At 53.7% G+C, this 19,561-nt stretch carries 13 protein-coding genes; 10 read left to right on the forward strand and 3 right to left on the reverse strand.

What is annotated here, in order from left to right; translation table 11 throughout:
* Positions 1-43: 43 nt before the first annotated feature.
* Together BM025_RS07365 and BM025_RS07370 are read right to left on the reverse strand one after the other, a co-directional pair.
* Positions 44-3,484: a pyruvate carboxylase gene (locus BM025_RS07365; RefSeq protein WP_085849048.1), complete on the reverse strand. Its 3,441-nt coding sequence runs from the start codon at positions 3,482-3,484 to the stop codon at positions 44-46.
* A 194-nt stretch (positions 3,485-3,678) separates the two neighbouring features.
* Positions 3,679-5,217 carry an MDR family MFS transporter gene (locus BM025_RS07370; RefSeq protein WP_085849047.1) on the reverse strand — a complete coding sequence of 513 codons (1,539 nt, stop codon included), beginning with the start codon at positions 5,215-5,217 and terminating at the stop codon, positions 3,679-3,681.
* 136 nt (positions 5,218-5,353) lie between these two features.
* Here BM025_RS07370 and BM025_RS07375 point away from each other — a divergent pair, with 136 nt between their 5' ends.
* On the forward strand, positions 5,354-5,953 hold the full coding sequence (locus tag BM025_RS07375; protein WP_170842145.1) for a MarR family winged helix-turn-helix transcriptional regulator: 600 nt from the start codon (positions 5,354-5,356) through the stop codon (positions 5,951-5,953).
* Between the two features lie 117 nt (positions 5,954-6,070).
* Entirely contained in the window at positions 6,071-8,728 is a 2,658-nt protein-coding gene (locus BM025_RS07380) for an ATP-dependent helicase (RefSeq protein ID WP_085849045.1), read from the forward strand.
* 772 nt (positions 8,729-9,500) lie between these two features.
* On the opposite strand, the gene BM025_RS07385 is transcribed toward BM025_RS07380, so the two are convergent.
* Positions 9,501-9,716 (reverse strand): DUF1127 domain-containing protein, encoded by a 216-nt coding sequence (locus BM025_RS07385; RefSeq protein ID WP_085849044.1) that lies wholly within the window; start codon positions 9,714-9,716, stop codon positions 9,501-9,503.
* Between the two features lie 284 nt (positions 9,717-10,000).
* Between BM025_RS07385 and BM025_RS07390 the strand changes: the two genes are divergently transcribed.
* The 8 genes from BM025_RS07390 to mraY all read left to right on the forward strand — a co-directional run bounded on the left by BM025_RS07390 (position 10,001) and on the right by mraY (position 19,510).
* Positions 10,001-11,098 carry an Mrp/NBP35 family ATP-binding protein gene (locus BM025_RS07390; RefSeq protein WP_085849043.1) on the forward strand — a complete coding sequence of 366 codons (1,098 nt, stop codon included), beginning with the start codon at positions 10,001-10,003 and terminating at the stop codon, positions 11,096-11,098.
* Between the two features lie 718 nt (positions 11,099-11,816).
* Positions 11,817-12,308: a division/cell wall cluster transcriptional repressor MraZ gene (gene mraZ, locus BM025_RS07395; protein ID WP_244515549.1), complete on the forward strand. Its 492-nt coding sequence runs from the start codon at positions 11,817-11,819 to the stop codon at positions 12,306-12,308.
* Positions 12,309-12,311: 3 nt separating this feature from the next.
* On the forward strand, positions 12,312-13,316 hold the full coding sequence (gene rsmH / locus BM025_RS07400; protein WP_085849041.1) for a 16S rRNA (cytosine(1402)-N(4))-methyltransferase RsmH: 1,005 nt from the start codon (positions 12,312-12,314) through the stop codon (positions 13,314-13,316).
* On the forward strand, positions 13,316-13,672 hold the full coding sequence (gene ftsL / locus BM025_RS07405; protein WP_085849040.1) for a cell division protein FtsL: 357 nt from the start codon (positions 13,316-13,318) through the stop codon (positions 13,670-13,672). Before rsmH ends, ftsL begins: the two co-directional genes overlap by 1 nt.
* Complete coding sequence (locus BM025_RS07410; RefSeq protein WP_085849039.1) at positions 13,669-15,444, forward strand: peptidoglycan D,D-transpeptidase FtsI family protein; 1,776 nt, start codon at positions 13,669-13,671, stop codon at positions 15,442-15,444. Before ftsL ends, BM025_RS07410 begins: the two co-directional genes overlap by 4 nt.
* 42 nt (positions 15,445-15,486) lie before the next feature.
* The gene (locus BM025_RS07415; protein ID WP_085849038.1) at positions 15,487-16,959 is read left to right on the forward strand and encodes a UDP-N-acetylmuramoyl-L-alanyl-D-glutamate--2,6-diaminopimelate ligase; all 1,473 of its coding nucleotides are present in this window, start codon (positions 15,487-15,489) and stop codon (positions 16,957-16,959) included.
* Positions 16,956-18,377 carry a UDP-N-acetylmuramoyl-tripeptide--D-alanyl-D-alanine ligase gene (locus tag BM025_RS07420; RefSeq protein WP_085849037.1) on the forward strand — a complete coding sequence of 474 codons (1,422 nt, stop codon included), beginning with the start codon at positions 16,956-16,958 and terminating at the stop codon, positions 18,375-18,377. Before BM025_RS07415 ends, BM025_RS07420 begins: the two co-directional genes overlap by 4 nt.
* Before the next feature lie 50 nt (positions 18,378-18,427).
* On the forward strand, positions 18,428-19,510 hold the full coding sequence (gene mraY / locus BM025_RS07425; RefSeq protein WP_085849036.1) for a phospho-N-acetylmuramoyl-pentapeptide-transferase: 1,083 nt from the start codon (positions 18,428-18,430) through the stop codon (positions 19,508-19,510).
* Positions 19,511-19,561 lie beyond the last annotated feature (51 nt).

Consider the following 19,561-nt stretch of genomic DNA (forward strand, 5'->3'; position numbering starts at 1 on the left):
AGGACTGCGCGGGGCTGATTTGGTCAAGATGTGACGTGACGGATTATTCGAATTCCACCAGCAGATCTTTGGCGTCGATCTGCGCGCCAGGAGTGATGTGCACAGCTTTCACAATGCCATCGTGATCCGCGGTGATCGAGGTTTCCATTTTCATCGCCTCAATGGTCAAAAGCACATCGCCTTTAAGCACAGACTGACCGGCGATGATGGCAACTGTCGCCACAACGCCAGGCATTGGTGCCCCCACATGTGCCGCGTTGCCCAGTTCCGCTTTGGGGCGGGCAATGACTGTGGCGGCTGCAGAGCGATCTTTGACGCGTACTGTGCGCGGTTGGCCGTTGAGTTCAAAGAACACTTTGACCTCGCCTTCTTCATTTGGCTCGGACAGTGCAGAACAGCGTACTTCAAGTGTCACACCTGCGTCGATGGACACTGAAATTTGCTCATTCGGTTCCATTCCGTAAAAGAAATTCCGTGTCGGCAGAGCGCGCACTGGGCCGTAGGTTTCGTGGCGACCCATGTAGTCTGAGAACACTTTGGGATACATCAGGTAGCCGTTGAGATCTTCGTCATCGATCTCGATACCTAGTTTTTCAGCAGCCTCGGCACGCGTGGCTTCTAGATCAACAGGTTTTAGGTGTTTGCCCGGGCGTTCCAAATTGGGTTTCTCGTCGCCGAGCACCTTGTTCAAAATGGTCTGAGGGAACCCAGCAGGGGGCTGACCCAAGTTGCCGCGCATCATATCGATCACGGAATCAGGGAAAGACACTTCTGTTGCAGGGTCTTCGACCTGCGCCCGTGTGATGCCTTGGGATACCATCATCAAAGCCATGTCGCCGACAACCTTGGACGACGGTGTCACTTTGACGATATCGCCGAACATCATGTTCACATCTGCATAGGCTTGTGCCACCTCATGCCAGCGTTCCTCTAGGCCAAGCGAGCGGGCTTGGGCTTTGAGATTGGTGAACTGACCGCCGGGCATTTCGTGCAGATACACTTCTGAGGCGGGTGCTTCTAGGCCGCTTTCAAAGGCAGCATATTGGTGACGCACTGCTTCCCAGTAGATCGACATCTCGCGGATTGCACCGATATCCAGCCCCGTGTTGCGCTCGGAAAAGCGCGTGGCCTCAACGATTGAGCCCAAGCATGGCTGGGATGTGCCGCCAGATAGCGCGTCCATCGCGACGTCAACCGCGTCAACGCCTGCATCTGCTGCGGCCAAAATGGTCGCGGCCGCAATGCCTGATGTGTCGTGCGTGTGGAAATGGATTGGTAGGCCAACTTCTTCTTTGAGTGCCTTGATCAACATGGTCGCTTGCGCGGGTTTGAGTAAACCTGCCATGTCTTTGAGACCCAAAATATGCGCCCCTGCGGCTTTCAAATCCTTGCCCATTTGGACGTAGTATTTGAGATCATATTTAGGGCGTGTTGGATCCAAAAGATCGCCTGTGTAGCAAATCGTGCCTTCGCAAACTTTCCCACTGTCGATCACCGCATCCATCGCGACGCGCATGTTTTCAACCCAGTTCAGGCTGTCAAATACGCGGAACACATCAACGCCAGTCTCTGCGGCTTGTTTGACGAAAGATTGCACAACATTGTCAGGATAGTTGGTGTAACCAACGCCGTTTGACGCGCGAAGCAGCATTTGCGTCATGATATTTGGCATGTGCGCGCGGATATCACGCAGGCGCTGCCATGGGCATTCTTGCAAGAAACGATACGCGACATCAAATGTCGCCCCGCCCCAACATTCGACTGAAAACAGTTGTGGGAGATTGGCAGAATAAGCGGGTGCCGCGTTGATCATATCGATCGAGCGCATGCGTGTGGCCAGCAACGATTGGTGACCATCGCGCATTGTGGTGTCTGTGATTAAAAGTTGCTTTTGTGCCAGCATCCAATCGGCCACACCTTGCGGGCCTTTTTCTTCCAAAATCTGACGTGTGCCTGCCTTGGGCGTATTGGTGCGCGGCTGTGGCGCAATCGGTGTGCGCGCATCTGCTGCAGGTTTTGGACGCCCCGCAGTTTCTGGGTGCCCGTTTACTGAGATATCCGCGAGATAGGTCAAGATTTTCGTCGCACGGTCGCGGCGTGGTTTGAAATCAAACAGCTCGGGCGTGTCGTCGATGAATTTGGTGGAATACTCGTTGGACACAAATGTCGGATGTTTGAGCAGGTTTTCGACGAAAGCAATATTGGTGGACACGCCTCGAATACGGAACTCGCGCAGCGCGCGGTCCATGCGGGCAATCGCCGCTTCTGGAGTGCGTGCCCATGCGGTCACTTTGGTCAACAAGCTGTCGTAATAGCGCGTGATGACAGCGCCGGAATAGGCCGTGCCGCCGTCCAAACGAATGCCCATGCCTGTTGCAGACCGGTAGGTGGTGATGCGACCATAATCAGGGATGAAGTTGTTGGTGGGGTCCTCGGTGGTGACGCGACACTGGATCGCGTGGCCGTCGAGTTTCACATCGTATTGGCTGGCAACGCCTGTCGCCGCCGTCAAAGATTTGCCTTCAGCGATCAAAATCTGCGCCCGCACGATGTCGATGCCCGTGACTTCTTCGGTGATGGTGTGTTCCACCTGAACGCGGGGGTTCACTTCGATGAAGTAAAACTTGCCGCTGTCCATATCCATCAAAAATTCAACAGTACCGGCACATTCATAATGAACGTGTTCACAGATTTTTTTGCCCAAAGCGCAGATTTCTTCGCGCTGGGTTTCTGACAGATAGGGGGCAGGGGCGCGTTCAACGACTTTTTGATTGCGGCGTTGAACCGAACAATCGCGCTCATACAGGTGATAGATGTTGCCATGGCTGTCGCCCAAGATTTGGACTTCGACGTGGCGCGCCCGTACGATCATTTTCTCTAAGTAGCCTTCGCCATTGCCGAATGCGGCTTCGGCTTCGCGGCGACCTTCTTTGACTTTTTCTTCTAGCTCTTCTTCATTGAACACAGGACGCATGCCGCGTCCGCCGCCGCCCCAAGAGGCTTTGAGCATCAGTGGAAAACCCACCTCTGCGGCCTCTTTGCGGATTGCGTCAAAATCGTCACCCAAAACTTCGGTGGCTGGAATGACAGGAACACCAGCTTGCATCGCGACTTTGCGGGCCGAGGCTTTGTCGCCAAGTTCGCGCATGGTTTTGGCTTTTGGGCCAATAAAGGCGATGCCAGCCTCAACGCAGGCATCAACGAATTCGGGGTTTTCGGACAAAAGGCCGTAACCGGGGTGAATGGCATCGGCGCCAGACAGTTTGGCAACACGAATGATTTCTTCGATCGACAGATAGGCCGCAACAGGCCCCATGCCTTCACCTACTTTATAAGCTTCGTCCGCTTTGAAACGGTGCAAGGACAGCTTATCTTCTTCGGCGTAGACCGCGACCGTGCGTTTCCCCATCTCGTTTGCGGCACGCATTACGCGGATCGCAATTTCGCCACGGTTGGCGATGAGAATTTTTTTGAAATCGGCCATAGTTCTATCTTCCCCTAAAGCTATTATAGCATCAATACGCTAAGATTTTTTCTGCATTGCAGCAAACACTATTTGTATCGATGTCATTATCTGCGTTTGGCGTCTTGTAATGTTAGCGCAAACAAAAGGGAAGGGTTCAGAGCCAAAGCGTGCCACATAGGCTCTGAACAAGGTCAGTATTTGTCTTGAAATCATTATTTGGGGGCGTGTCCCTGAAGCATTTCTTCTTTCAAGAACAAAGATATGACAAACGCGATGGCCAAAAGACTCGCGACGATCCAGTAAATTGGAGTGACCGCGTCGGTGACAGACACTGCAATCTGGCTTTTGATCTCAATCGGCAGTTTGGCTAAAAGTTGTGGCCCCAATTCAGCAACAGAGCTCATACCTTCGACATGCACACCGCCCATGGCGTTGGCCACGCCCGAGGCAAAGATCGCGCCAAACAGGGCAACGGCGACAGAGCCACCAATTTGGCGAAACAAAACGCCAGCGGCGGTGGCTGTCCCCAATTGCGCGCGTGGCACAGTGTTTTGTACCGCGGTTGTGATGACGGGAAAGTTCATCCCAAGACCGGAGCCAAACAATATCAAAGCGCCGTAAAAGAGTGGGTTGGCCATCTCAGGTGAGATTTGCGTGAGCCCAAGTGCGCCAAAGGTGGCCAAAAAGGTGCCGATGATTGGCAAAATGCGGTAGCGCCCTGTTCTGCCCATGTAACGCCCTGCAATTGTTGAACCTGTCAGGATACCAACGGTCAGCGGGATAAGTTGCAGACCAGAACTTGTCGCGCTCGCGCCTTTTGCCATTTGCAAAAAGACTGGTAAAAAGGTGATTGACCCCAACATCGCCGCACCTGTGAGCAGGGCCAAAAGTGTGGTGACGGTGAACACGTTCATCTTAAAGAGGGACAGGGGCAAAATAGGTTCTGCGGCCCGTAGTTCTGAGACGATAAATGCAGTTGTTGAGGCGACAAACAGCGTCATCAAACCAATCGCTTCCAAGCTAGACCATGCGATTTCTTTGCCGCCAAGTGCCGTGACCAGCACCAAAGACGCCAACGCGAGCGTTAGGGATATGGCCCCTGCAAAGTCAATCGCAGGTGATTTGCGTACGCCCGTTGGTTTGAAACTCACCAAAAAGCCAACCAACGCCAAAGCGCCAATCGGTAGATTGATAAAGAAAATCCAGTGCCAGCTGAGTGCATCAACAAACCAGCCGCCCAAAAGAGGGCCGATGACGGAAGACAGACCAAAAACGCCAGCGAACACACCTTGGATTTTGCCGCGATCTTTGGGGGGCAAAACGTCACCGATGATTGACAGCGCCAGTACAAAAAGCCCGCCGCCGCCGAGCCCTTGGACAGCTCGTGCCAAAATCAAGAACACCATTGAAGATGCCAGACCACATAAAACGGATCCGACCAAAAAGATGGAAACTGAGATGAATACCACATTACGTCGACCATATAGGTCGCCAAATTTACCATACAGTGGTGCTGCGATGGTCGACGCCAAAATATAGGATGTCACCACCCATGACAGATGATTGAGTCCGCCAAGGTCGGCGACGATTGTGGGCAATGCAGTTGAGACAATGGTTTGATCCAACGCCGCCAAAAGCAATAAAACTGCGACTGATGCGATCACCAATCTAACCGATGTGGTTGGGGCGCTGTGTTCCGTTTGTGCGTTGTGGGGCGGGGGTGATTCGATGGGGGGAGATGTATTCGTCATGTGCGATCCTATTGCCAGTCCGTTTGGGGCTGTGGCTTGGCCTGTGATGTAACGTTTCACTATATATGTGTCAATGACACATATATGACATTCGCACACACTTGACGTGCGCATATAAAAATGGCACCCAATGCGCATGTCGCAAAAAACAACACCATCTTCGATCGTCTCATCGCAAAATTCACCGCGTCCATGCGACCCCCGCGTGCTCAGCCGCATTCCAGAACTGCTGGATCAAAAAGGGTTTTCGCCTGAAGCAATCGAAGCGTTGTTACAGTTTGATGTTGCCAATTTTCAGTGGCGGCGGATGTGGGAACGCGAGGAATTTCGCGGTAAAGTTTTAAAAGGTCTGAGTGACACGTTGGAAGCCGCTTTGTTGCAGGGGCTTATTTCAGTGGCGCGTATTCAAGATGGCATTGGTCGGCCCGAACCTATGGCGCCGACTGTTGGTTTGGTGGCCGAAATGATGCAGGTCGATCCCTCGCGCGCTTCGCGAATTGTCGCAGATCTGGTCTCGCGTGGTTATGTTGAGCGCAGCGTGGCTCAGGATGACGCCCGCAAATCAGTCCTGATTGTAATGCCAAAAGGTTACGGACTTCTGGATGAATTCATGCAATCTAAATGGCTTTTGTTGATCCAGACCTTTGACGGTTGGGGGGATGACGATATCATGATGTTTTCAAAGTTGTTCCAGCGCTTTGCCAGCTCTCTTGAACACGTTGTGCAGCAGCCCTAAGCGGACTTGCTGAATCTGGCTTGGACAGGTGCGCGATGCGCGATTTTGCCAAATTGAACCGCGAACAATTGCAGAACACCCTTTTCCTCGCCGCATGTCTGCATTAACGTTGCAGTTATGAGTAGATTTGATGAAGAAGACGCCTTTGAGGCCGCCGTTGCCCCCAGTGGGGGTTCTTTGACGCAACGCGCTATGGCGGCGCGGCCCATGCCTTATTTGGATGGGCTTAATCCCGCGCAACGCGAAGCTGTCGAGACCTTGGATGGTCCCGTTTTGATGCTGGCGGGGGCTGGTACTGGTAAAACCAAAGCTTTGACTTGCCGCATCGCGCATCTGCTCAACACGGGGCGGGCGCGCCAGAACGAAATTCTGGCCGTGACTTTTACCAATAAAGCCGCGCGTGAAATGAAAAGCCGCGTGTCTGATTTGATGGGAAATCCTGTCGCGGGCATGCCGTGCTTGGGGACGTTCCACTCGGTCTGTGTCAAACAATTGCGCCGTCACGCCGAACTTGTGGGTCTGAAATCCAATTTCACGATTTTGGACACAGATGATGTGGTGCGCTTGCTCAAACAGCTGATCAAAGCCGAAGGCATTGACGAAAAACGCTGGCCAGCGCGTCAACTTGCCGGTGTGATCGACGCATGGAAAAACCGTGCGCTGACGCCTGCCAAAGTGTCCGCGTCTGATGATGAGGCATTTAACGGCTATGGCGTAAAACTTTACCGCCAATATCAAGACCGTCTCAAGGCGTTGAATGCCTGTGATTTTGGCGATCTTTTGCTGCACATGGTGACGATATTTCAGACCCACCCCGATCTGCTGGATCAGTATCAACGCTGGTATAAATACATTTTGGTGGACGAGTACCAAGATACCAACGTCGCGCAATATTTATGGCTGCGTTTGCTTGGGGCTGCGCATAAAAACGTCTGCTGTGTTGGCGATGATGATCAATCGATTTACGGTTGGCGCGGGGCCGAAGTTGGCAATATCTTGCGCTTTGAAAAAGATTTTCCGGGCGCGAAAGTCGTGCGGCTGGAACAAAACTACCGCTCTACGCCGCATATTCTTGCCGCCGCTTCGGGGGTGATTGCGGGCAATTCGAACCGTCTGGGTAAAGAGTTATGGACGGCAGAAACCGATGGCGAATTGGTGCGCTTGATCGGTCATTGGGATTATGAGGATGAGGCGCGCTCAATTGGCGAGAAGATTGAAGATCTCCGCGATGGAAAAGCACTTGAGGCTAGGAAGCGGTACAATCCTCGATCAACGAGTTTTGCTGCGGAATTGGAGCGCCTCATCAAAAAGGGATTGCCGCCCGAAAGCGAAGACGAATACCTGACACGAGTATTTACAACCGGAGCCGTTTATACTGACTTAAAAATTCAAAATACCGTTTTGGCATTGTTGCGTGACAAACCAAATGCAGAGAACATGCTGAAGTCGGTACTCGCAAGTCCTGTAGACCGCTTCTCTCCTGATGAAATGGCCATTTTGGTGCGTGCCTCACATCAAATGCGTGCCTTTGAGGATCGCTTTCTCAAGATCGGTTTGGCTTACCGCGTCATTGGCGGGCCAAAATTTTACGAGCGTTTGGAATGTCGTGATGCCATCGCCTATTTCCGTGTGGTGATGCAGCCCGAAGACGATTTAGCGTTCGAGCGCATTATCAACACGCCCAAACGTGGTGTCGGCCCAAAAGCCTTGCTTGATATTCAATCAATGGCCCGTTCCAATGGTGTGTCTTTGAAAGAAGGCGCGCGTTTGGCCGTTCAAGAGGGGCTGCTTAAAGGCAAAGCTAAGGGCGCTGTGGCGGAATTGGTCACTCAACTTGATACATGGTCGTCGCTGGCCGAGCAACAAATCCGCTATCCTGGCCTTGATGACGAAGATGCTGTGGTCGAATCAGTCGATTACGTGCCCGCTGAGATTACCCATGTTGAATTGGCCGAGCGCATTTTGGATGAGAGCGGCTACACGACGATGTGGCAGAACGATAAAAACCCTGATTCTCCCGGGCGTTTGGAGAACCTCAAAGAGCTGGTCAAAGGCTTGGATGAGCACGACAACCTCAGCGGATTTTTGGAGAATGTGGCGTTGAGTGTCGACAATGATGCCAACGAATACGATCCAAAAGTCACCATCATGACGCTGCACGGGGCCAAGGGGCTTGAGTTTCCCGTGGTGTTTTTGCCCGGTTGGGAAGAAGGCCTTTTCCCATCGCAGCGGTCTATGGATGAAAGTGGCTTGAGTGGCCTCGAGGAAGAGCGGCGCTTGGCCTATGTGGGAATCACCCGCGCCGAAGAGCTGTGCACGATTTCCTTTGCGTCGAATCGTCCTGTATTTGGCCAATGGCAGTCGCAATTGCCGTCGCGCTTTATCGATGAAATCCCCGAAGAGCATGTCGATGTGTTGAGCCCCGCCAGTATGGGCAGTGGGTTTGGTTCGCCGCGCAGTGGCGATGGGTTTGGCGGCGGGTCTGCATCTTTCGATGACCGTGTGTCCGACGCTGATGTCTATAATTCTCCTGGTTGGAAGCGACTGAAAAGCCGTGCGCAGCGCAGTCCTGCGGCCAAACCCGTGACGCTGAATGTAAAAGCCACAACATCTTTCACGACGGGCGAACGGGTGTTTCATATCAAATTTGGCTATGGTGAAGTTATGGATATCGACGGCGATAAGCTGACGATTGAATTTGATCATGCTGGGTCAAAAAAGCTTGTGGCGAGTTTCGTCAAACCTGCATCCGAGGCCAGTGACGCCCCTTTTTAAGGATGAAAGCCTTGTGCTTTATCTGGTCGCGCCCGGCATTGTTGCGGTGCGTGCAAACGCGATGTCTGGAGTGTCGTGTATGAGCGAGCCTGTCTGAGGTGTCGCTTTGTCCGCCATTTGAATGCACGGCATTCCGATAGGCATAATCCCCGTTTCACCTTTTATCGAAAGACCTGCGGCGGATACGCTGTTGGATCGGGCTGCGTGCTGTGGCCATTGCACATAAAAACACCCGCGCCAGGGAGGAGGAGGCGCGGGTGTCTTTTGTCGAACCACGAGGGAGGATCGGGTTCGGAAACTGAATGCGGCAGTGTCAGGGAGGAAGGAGACGCTGCCGCCTTGGCTAAGGTCCCTCAGGGAGGAGGAGAAGAGACCAAAGAAGGTGTGGGTGTTGAACCCGAATTTTTTGCGGTGATGTCAGGGAGGAGGAGACATCACCGCCTTGCTTTAGATCCCTCAGGGAGGAGGAGGAAGGATCCAAATGAGCGTGGGCGTTTGGCCCGAATTTCTGCGGTGACGTCAGGGAGGAGGAGACATCACCGCCTTGCTTTAAGTCCCTCAGGGAGGAGGAGGAAGGACCAAAGAGCGTGTGGGCGTTAAGCCCGAATTCTTGCGATGAAGCAGGGAGGAGGAAGCTTCACCGCGTGGTCTTCAAGGCTTTAGGGAGGAGGAAAAAGCCAAGAATTCCAATATGTCGGCAGCGTTAGGGAGGAGGAAAACGCTGCCGTCGTACCAGGACCCAAGGGAGGAGAAGGGGCCCGATTTGTGAAACTTAGTTGCCGTAGGCTGCTTCAAGAGCAACGGCTTTGATGCCGGCGCGGCTGAGGCCTAGGTCATTGAGGTCGCGATCTGTCAGGCTTTCCAGCTCAACAAGTGTTTCGCGGTAAACGCGGTAGCGCGCCATGCGCTGAGCGACAGAATTTTTGAAAGCAGTGAAGCGGGCAGTAAAGCCGAATTCAGCTGTTTGTGTTGCGTTAGCGTATGCCATCGTATGTAAACCTTAAGTGCGTGGGCTTTGGCCCGAATTTTATGTCTTGGCGTTTGCGACTGTTTGGTGTGTCGCTGTCTGCCTTGCTTGATACTGAATTTAGACGATTGCTGCAGATGCACAATCCATCCAATGATCATTGCCGCTATGCAGAAAATGCATAGCAAGTACTGACCTATTTTTAAGCGCTTTGGAAACTTCTTGGGGAAAAGCCGATTGTCGTGGTGGTGTTGCCAGCGATTTGGCCCTATTTCAGGGGTAAGTTTGACACAAAGGGTATAGGTATGCCGATAGATCATGACACAATTATGAAGGCGCTCAGCGCAGTCGCGCTTCCCGGTGGCGGCTCGTTGGGGCAAGGCGATGTGGTAAAGGCGCTATCGGTGACTGACGGGGCGGTGTCTTTTGTGATTGAAGCGCCAGATGCCGTTTCAGCACGCGCATGGGAATCAGCCAGATCTGACGCTGAAGCACTTGTGAAGGCGCTCGATGGGGTGTCTTCGGTTTCTATTGTGATGACCGCGCACAGTGCCACACCATCTGCACCCGCGAAACCAGCGCCTGCAGCAGGGGCGGCACCCAGTCTTAAAATCGGACGTCACCCAACGCCACAGCAAGGCAAGCAAGGTGTGCCTGGGGTGAAAAACATCATCGCGATTGCGTCAGGCAAGGGCGGCGTGGGCAAATCCACTGTGTCGTCCAATTTGGCTGTCGCTTTGGCCAAACTTGGCCGCAAAGTCGGATTGCTGGACGCCGATATATATGGCCCCTCTCAGCCGCGCATGATGGGGGTGTCTAAAAAACCCGCCAGCCCTGATGGCGAAACCATTGAACCGTTGCACGCGCACGGCGTCACGATGATGTCGATTGGTTTGATGGTGGAAGAGGGGGAAGCGATTGTCTGGCGCGGTCCAATGTTGATGGGCGCGATGCAGCAGATGCTGGGGCAGGTGCAATGGGGTGAGTTGGATGTTCTGTTGATCGACCTTCCTCCAGGGACAGGCGACGTGCAATTGACGCTCAGCCAAAAGACCGCGCTGACGGGGGCTATCGTGGTGTCGACGCCGCAAGATGTGGCTTTGCTGGATGCGCGCCGTGGAATTTCGATGTTCGAAAAGCTCGGCGTGCCTGTGTTGGGTCTGATTGAAAATATGTCGACGTACATTTGCCCTGAGTGCGGACACGAAGCGCATATCTTTGGTCACGGGGGGGTCGCTGACGAAGCCAAAAAGATTGGCGTGCCTTTCCTTGCCTCTTTGCCTTTGTCGCTGGAAACGCGCCTTGCGGGGGATAGCGGAACGCCGATTGTTGCCACTGATGATGCATTGGGCGAGCCTTATATGCGCCTTGCTGATCGCTTGGTGCAGGGTGGAATTGCATAAGTTCACCGCTTTTGGGAGCTTGTGATTTTAAAATGACGCGCGTGGCCTTGGGCTGCGCGCGTTTTATTTTGCCTGCTGCATCACTGCTGATCTCGTGATTTCTTCGAGAAATCCATCTTTGGGAGCTCATGGTACTCGGTTGGTATTTTGGGGGTTTTTATGCAAATTCTCATAAATGATTCATGAGTGACGGGTTTCGCTGTGAGGTTCAGAACTTTTTTCGTGAAAATTACACTGTGCTTGAATATCTATATGTAGTGTTTTTTTCTAAATACCATCAATTTGTGGTGAGTATTGTGTAATGTTCTGCTTTTGTCTCAGGCTCAGGTGCAGGGTCTTGCGATTGGGTTTCGTTTCGTCCCAAATAAAACCATTGATTACCATGAAATCCCGTGGCATCTTGACTGCATCGGATGAGACGAGAATGAGCGGCACATCAAGAACCGCGAACAAAATAAAAAAATAAAGTCAGGCTTCATACAGGCACTCGCTTTCATCGGTATAAAAAGATCCAGCGCGCGAGCGAGCAGACATCCCCCCAGATGGCGTGCGCAGCAGGACAGCCCCCGACGCATCGGGGCCCGGTAACGGGAAGATAGCGGCGGATTGAGCAGTGGCAGCAGCTCGGTTCGCCGTTTTCCGTAAAGCGCCTCAGGTTCGAGGCAAAACAAGACCGCCCGATGTGGGCAAAAGTATAAGGAGCGCCGCTTTGGCCGGCATGTTCATTGGCGAACACACCTTTAAGGTGGACGGAAAGGGACGCGTGTCGATCCCTGCCGATTTTCGTCGTGAACTTGAAGAGGGCGATCCTCTTGCCAGTCAATCAGGGCGCCCGCGCATGGTCATCGTCTACGGACATGACGCGCAAAAACAATTGCAGGTTTACACATATAATGACTACCGCGCGTTGGCGGCTGAAATTTCGGCGCTTCCGCGTGGGTCTGATCGACGCAAAATCATGCAAAGTCTTATCCTGAACAAAGCCCGCCCCACCGAAGTTGACAGTGATGGGCGGTTGGTTTTGCCACAAGCATTGCGTGACAAAATCGGCCTAGAAGGCACGGCGTATTTTGGTGGCATGGGTGAGACATTTGAAATTTGGAAGCCTGAAGTCTTTGAGGCGCAAAACGCGTCAGTGACAAGCAAGCTGATTGAAGAGCAGGGCGAAGGATTTGATCCTTTGAGCTTGCTCAGTGAAATGGAGGGCTGAGGTATGACCTCTCCCCAAGACACCAACATTCCCGCCGCGCCGCATGTCCCCGTTTTGTTGCGCCCTTTGTTGCGCCAATGCGCGCCTATTTCTGGTCGTTGGTTGGATGGCACATTTGGCGCTGGCGGTTACACCAAGGGCTTGATCGCCGAAGGTGCTGATTTGGTTTACGGCGTAGATCGTGATCCTTTGGCGCATGAACTGGCGTCAAAGTGGATCGGCGATTACGACGGAAAAATCGAATTGGTTTTGGGCACATTTGGCCAAATGGATGAATACGCACAGGATTTGGACGGCGTTGTGCTGGACCTTGGTGTGTCATCTATGCAGCTTGATTTGGCTGAACGCGGTTTTTCATTCATGAAAGACGGTCCTCTGGATATGCGCATGTCACAAGACGGTCAAACGGCCGCTGATTTTGTTAACTCTGCGGATGAAACTGAAATTGCTGCGGTTTTGTTTCACTACGGTGAAGAAAAGCAATCGCGCAAAATTGCCAAAGCCATCGTGATGGACCGTGTTGAAAAAGCGCCGTTCACCACGACGTTGCAATTGGCTGGCCTGATTGAGCGCATTTTGCCACGCAAGAAACCGGGGCAAAGCCATCCGGCGACACGCACGTTTCAAGCCATTCGTATCGCCATAAATGACGAATTTGGTCAATTGATTGAAGGGCTTGAAGCGGCAGAACGGGCACTTGCGCCTGGCGGGCAATTGGCCGTTGTGACCTTTCATTCGCTTGAGGACCGCGTGGTCAAACGGTTCTTGGCAGAACGGTCATCCACAGGGGGCGGCGGATCGCGTTATGCACCTGTTATGGCTGAAAAAACGCCTGCATTTGAAAAATTATCCAAAGCAATCGGCCCCGATGAGGACGAATTGCAAGCCAACCCACGCGCACGTTCCGCGCGTTTGCGGGTTGCGCATCGCACATCTGCCCCAGCCGCTCAGGTTGAGCGCGCCGGCCTTGGATTGCCAAAACCTGTACAGTCGCGAGGTGATCGTTAATGCGCTCTGTTTGTATCATTTTAGCCGCTTTGTTCGTTATGGGACTCGCTGTTTGGGCCTATAAAGAAAACTACGCCACCCAAGAGGTGCTGCGCGAAGTCAGCCAAATTCAGCGCGATATCGGTCACCAACGCGAAGAATTGGCCGTACTGCGCGCCGAATGGGCGTACTTAAATCGCCCCGGTCGTTTGCGCGATTTAGCAGAGTTGAACTTTGACAGCTTGGGGCTTTTGCCCTTGTTGCCCGAACAATTTGGCGCAGTCCAATATGTGGCATTCCCCATTGTTGAAGATCTTTTGATGGAATTGGACACCCCGATTGCTGTTGTCGGCAGTTTACAGGCCATTATCCAATGAGCATGCGCACGCCGCTGCGCCCTTTGGCGCGTATCTTGAAAGCACGGTCATCGGGCGAAAACCCTGATGCAATCGAGCGCGAGAACCTGCGGCTGCGTCACGAAGAAATGCGCGACACCACGCGTTTGCGCGCCGAAGGGCGTCTTTTGGTGCTGGGCTTGTGTTTTGTATCTGCTTTTGTCGTCGTTGGGTTGCGCATGGGTCAAGTGGCCGCAAGCAACCCAGAAGAGCCGCGCGCGGTAACGACAGGCACGTCGATCTTGGCGCAACGCTCTGATATTGTGGACCGCAATGGGCGCATTTTGGCGACCAATCGCACCACGCACAGCCTGTACGCTCAGCCGCAAGAATTGATCGACCCGCTGTTTGCCGCCAAAGAACTGGCAAAAATCTTTCCCGATCTGAGCGAAGAACGTTTGCTGCGTGATTTCACTGGCAGTCGCAAATTTTTGTGGATCAAAAAGCAAATTGCCCCTGAACAACAACAAGCTGTGCATGACATCGGTGATCCGGGGCTTTTGTTTGGCCCGCGCGAATCGCGGCTGTACCCCAATGGCAAATTGGCAGCGCATATTTTGGGTGGTACCAAATTTGGTCGCGAAGGCGTGATGAGTGCTGAAATTGTTGGGCAATCTGGTATCGAGCGCTACCGCGATGAGTACCTGCGTGATCCAGCCAATGGTGACAAACCTTTGCAATTGTCATTGGATTTGTCGGTGCAATCGACCATGCGCGAAGTGCTGTTTGGCGGGATGCACCTGCTGAACGCCAAAGGCGCGGCCGCTGTTTTGATGGATGTGTACACTGGCGAGATTGTGTCGATGGTGTCTTTGCCTGACTTTGATCCCAACGGGCGCCCTACATTTGCGGGCCAAAATGCGGCTGACAATCCACGGTTCAACCGTGCGGTGCAGGGCGTTTACGAACTTGGATCTACGTTTAAAATCTTTGCCGCGGCGCAGGCGATGGAGCTTGGGATTATGACCCCAGACACCATGATCCCCGCCACCCCGCCATTTCGCTGGGGCAAGCACCGAATTGGTGAATTCGAAGGTCACAACTACGGCCCTTCTTTGTCTTTGACCGATATGATCGTAAAGTCGTCCAACGTTGCGACTGCGCATGTGGCGCAAGAAATCGGCGTTGCGCGGCAAAAAGCGTTTTTGCAATCCTTGGGATTTTTTGATGCCACGCCTGTTGAGTTGACCGAAGCCTCCGGTGCCAAACCACTTTTGCCACCCAATTGGTCTGAGTTGTCCACGATCACCATCGGTTATGGGCATGGGCTTTCTGCGTCTCCTTTGCATTTGGCCACCGCGTATTCGTCGCTGCTGAACGGCGGCACACGGGTGACCCCCACGTTGATCAAACACAACGGCCCAATTCTTGTGGGGCCGCGTGTCGTGCGCCCAGAAGTGTCTGCTGCTGCGCGCTCAATGTTGCGCGCGGTTGTGGGTGAAGGCACAGCGTCTTTCGGTGATGTGCGCGGCTATAAAGTGGGCGGTAAAACCGGTACGGCAGATAAGCCACGCGAAAACGGCAAGGGCTATTACAAAGATAAAACCATCACGACATTTGCATCCGTGTTTCCTGCGGATGTGCCTAAATATGTGCTTGTCGTGACGCTGGATGAGGCGGTTGAAACATCGGGGGCTAAGCCGCGCCGCACAGCGGGTTGGACATCCGTGCCTGTCGCTGCTGAAGTCATTCGCCGCGTTGCTCCGATTCTAGGTCTGAGACCTGATATTGAAACCCTCGCGCTGGGGCAGTAACACTAGGCGCAACAGGTTCTATAATTAAAGGCACGCGCGAGCATGGCAAAAACGCTTTCCGAACTGGGATTGACCGCAAAAGGCGCGCGCGAGGCGACGATCAGCGGTCTTGCTGTGGACAGTCGCGAGGTGCGCGCAGACATGTTGTTTGCAGCACTTCCCGGTGTAAATGTGCATGGCGGTGAGTTCATTCAATACGCTTTGCGTATGGGGGCCACGGCGATTTTGACCGACCGTGAGGGCGCGCGCATCGCAGCCGTTGAGATTGCAGAACACGATCCCGTCATGGTGATTGTCGAAGACCCGCGTCAGGCTTTGGCCTATGCTGCGGCGCTTTGGTTTGGTCGTCAGCCTGACGCGATGGTCGCTGTCACGGGCACCAATGGCAAAACATCTGTCGCTAATTTCACCCGCCAAATTTGGCAACTCATGGGGCACCGCGCCATCAATCTGGGCACAACGGGTGTCGAGGGCGATTGGGAAACATCAAGCCCGAACACCACGCCGGAACCGATCACTCTGCATAAAATGCTTTATGATGGATCCGTGAATGGTGTGACGCATGCCGCGATGGAAGCCTCAAGTCACGGGCTTGAACAGCGGCGTATGGATGGGGTGCGATTGCTTGCGGCGGGGTTCACGAACTTCACCCAGGATCATCTAGATTATCACGAAACATTCGAAGCATATTTCGCCGCCAAAGCTGGGCTGTTCACACGGGTGCTGTCTGAGGATGGCGTGGCTGTGGTCAATATTGATGACAGCAAAGGTATGGAAATCGAAACACTTTGCGCTGAACGCGGCATTGATGTGATGCGGGTCGGGCGCTCGGATGCGGCCGATTTGCGGATTTTGGGGCAACGCTTTGACGCGACAGGCCAAGATTTACGCATCGATTTTGTTGGTAATATATATCAAGTGCGTCTTGAGTTGATTGGCGGATTTCAGGCCGAAAACGTGATGGTCGCTGCTGGGCTGGTGATGGCCTGCGGTGGTGATCCAGAAGAAGTGTTTTCGTGCTTGCCCGAATTGACAGGCGTGCGTGGGCGTATGCAACGCGCCGCGATGCGTAAAAACGGCGCGGCTGTTTTTGTTGATTATGCCCACACACCAGACGCGGTAGCGACAGCAATCAAAGCTTTGCGTCCCCATGTGATGGGGCGTGTCGTGGCGGTGATTGGGGCCGGCGGGGACCGCGATACAACCAAACGTCCTTTGATGGGCCAAGCCGCAGCTGAAGCCGCAGATGTGGTTTTTGTGACCGATGACAATCCAAGATCTGAAGACCCCGCAGATATTCGCGCTGCCGTTTTGCAAGGCGCGCCAGATGCGATTGAGGTTGCGGACCGATCCGAAGCCATCTTGCGCGCAGTTGATGCACTGCAACCCGGCGATGCATTGTTGCTGTGCGGAAAAGGCCATGAAACGGGCCAGATTGTGGGCGATGTTGTGTATCCGTTTGACGATGTGGAGCAGGCGTCGATCAGCGTTGCGGCTTTGGATGGCACATTATGAGCGCACTTTGGACCTCAATTGAGGCGGCGCAGGCTACAGGCGGCGTGGCGACGTGTGATTTTGAAATATCCGGCGTGTCCATCGACACGCGCACGATCCAAAAAGGCGATCTGTTTGTGGCGCTCAAAGCCGAGCGGGATGGGCATGATTTCGTGGCACAAGCTTTGGCAAAAGGGGCCGCTGCCGCTTTGGTCAGCCATGTGCCCAAAGATGTCAGTGCAGATGCGCCACTGTTGATTGTGGACGATGTGCTTGGCGGTTTGGAACGGCTTGGTGTCGCTGCGCGGGCGCGGGTGACGGGTAAAGTGATTGGCGTCACTGGGTCTGTTGGTAAAACATCGACCAAAGAAATGTTGCGGGCGATCTTAAGTGGGCAGGGCAAAGTCCACGCCGCTGAAGCAAGTTATAACAACCATTGGGGTGTGCCGTTGACCTTGGCGCGTATGCCGCAAGATACAGATTTTGCTATCCTAGAAATTGGCATGAATCACCCTGGCGAAATTGCACCGCTGGCCAAAATGACGTGCCCAGACGTGGCGATGATCACGACCGTTGCCGCAGCACATTTGGTCGCGTTTGAAAATATAGACGGCATCGCCCGCGAGAAAGCAGCAATTTTTGAAGGGCTTGCGCCAGATGGTATCGCTGTTCTCAACGGCGATCTGGCAGTGACCCCGATTTTGCAGGCCGCTTGGGACGGCAAGACAATCAGCTTTGGCGAAACAGTTGGCAACGACGCGCAGCTCACGTCCGTATCTTTGGTCGATACCGTGACGGTGGCCGAGGCGCAGATTGACAACACCCGCCACCTGTTCCGTCTGGGTACCTCTGGGCGGCACTTTGCTACCAATGCGGTTGGCTGTTTGGCTGTGGTGCACGCGCTTGACGCGGATGTCACTTTGGCCGCGCGAGACCTGTCGCTTTGGGCCCCGCCCGAAGGACGCGGCGCGCGTGAGACTATTTTGCTTGATCCTGTGGAAGTGGATCAAACGCTTGAGTTGCTGGATGATGCGTTTAACGCCAACCCGACTTCAATGCGTGCCAGTCTGGAAGTTTTAGCCGCTGCCAAGGTTACCTATGACGTTGGGCGCGTGCGTCTTGGGCGGCGCGTAGCATTTTTGGGCGATATGCTTGAACTTGGCCCAACGCAAGTGGCCGATCATGCCGCTTTGGCCGATGTTTCGTGGGTCGCTCAGATTGACGTGGTGCACTGCGTCGGTCCACTGATGAGCGCGCTTTACACTGCTTTGCCACCACAAAAACGGGGCCGTTTGTTTGAAACTGCACAAGATGCTTTGCCAGAATTGCACCACTTGGTCGATGCGGGCGATGTGATTTTGGTCAAAGGCTCGAAAGGGTCGCGTGTCAATCAACTGGTTGACGGCATCCGCAGGTTGGGGCATCCGCTGCAAGAATAATAGGCAGGGGCGCAGGGCTATGCGCGCCGAATTCAAGGGTACGAAGAGATATGTTATATTGGTTGGCCGAACTGTCAGACGGCGGTGATTTTTTCAACTTGTTTCGCTACATCACAATGCGAGCAGGCGGGGCGTTTTTCACCGCTTTGATTTTTGGCTTTATCTTTGGCCGTCCCTTGATCGACATGCTGCGTCGTCGCCAAGGCAAAGGCCAACCTATTCGCGAGGATGGCCCTGAAAGCCATTTCGCAAAAGCGGGCACGCCGACCATGGGCGGGCTTTTGATCCTCACCGCGCTTTTGACCTCTACGCTTTTGTGGGCGCGATTGGACAATGGTTATGTCTGGTTGGTGCTTTTCGTGACCTTCGCTTACGGTGCCATCGGATTTGCTGATGATTTTGCCAAAGTGTCCAAGGCCAATACCAAAGGCGTGTCGTCTAAAATCCGTCTGCTTCTCGGTCTTGTGATCGCCATTATAGCTGGCATTTGGGCGTCTATCTTGCACCCCGATGCTTTGACCAATCAACTCGCTTTGCCTGTCTTCAAGGACGTTCTGGTCAATCTTTCGTTCGCTTTCGTGCCTTTCGCTGTGATCGTCATCGTGGGCTCTGCCAATGCTGTGAACCTCACCGATGGGCTTGATGGGCTGGCCATTATGCCCGTGATGATCGCTGCTGGCACCTTGGGCGTGATTGCCTATGTGGTGGGGCGTGTGGATTACACTGAATACCTTGGCCTGCATTATGTTCCGGGCACGGGCGAGATTTTGATCTTTACCGCTGCCTTAATCGGTGGAGGGCTTGGCTTTCTTTGGTACAACGCCCCGCCCGCGGCTGTTTTCATGGGCGACACTGGGTCGCTTGCACTTGGGGGCGCTCTGGGTGCCATCGCTGTGGCCACCAAACACGAGATCGTTTTGGCCATCGTTGGCGGTTTGTTCGTGGTCGAAGCTCTATCCGTGATCATCCAAGTCCTCTACTTTAAACGCACCGGAAAACGCGTGTTCCTGATGGCGCCGATACATCACCATTACGAGAAAAAAGGCTGGGCAGAATCCACCATCGTGATCCGCTTTTGGATCATCTCTTTGGTGTTGGCTTTGATTGGTCTGGCGACCTTGAAGCTGCGCTAAGCCGCAGGGCGGCAGCTACGATTTTGCACGACCTAAATAAAGTTGTTAATT

The organism is Pacificibacter marinus, from assembly GCF_900109555.1.
GTDB lineage: Bacteria > Pseudomonadota > Alphaproteobacteria > Rhodobacterales > Rhodobacteraceae > Celeribacter > Celeribacter marinus_C.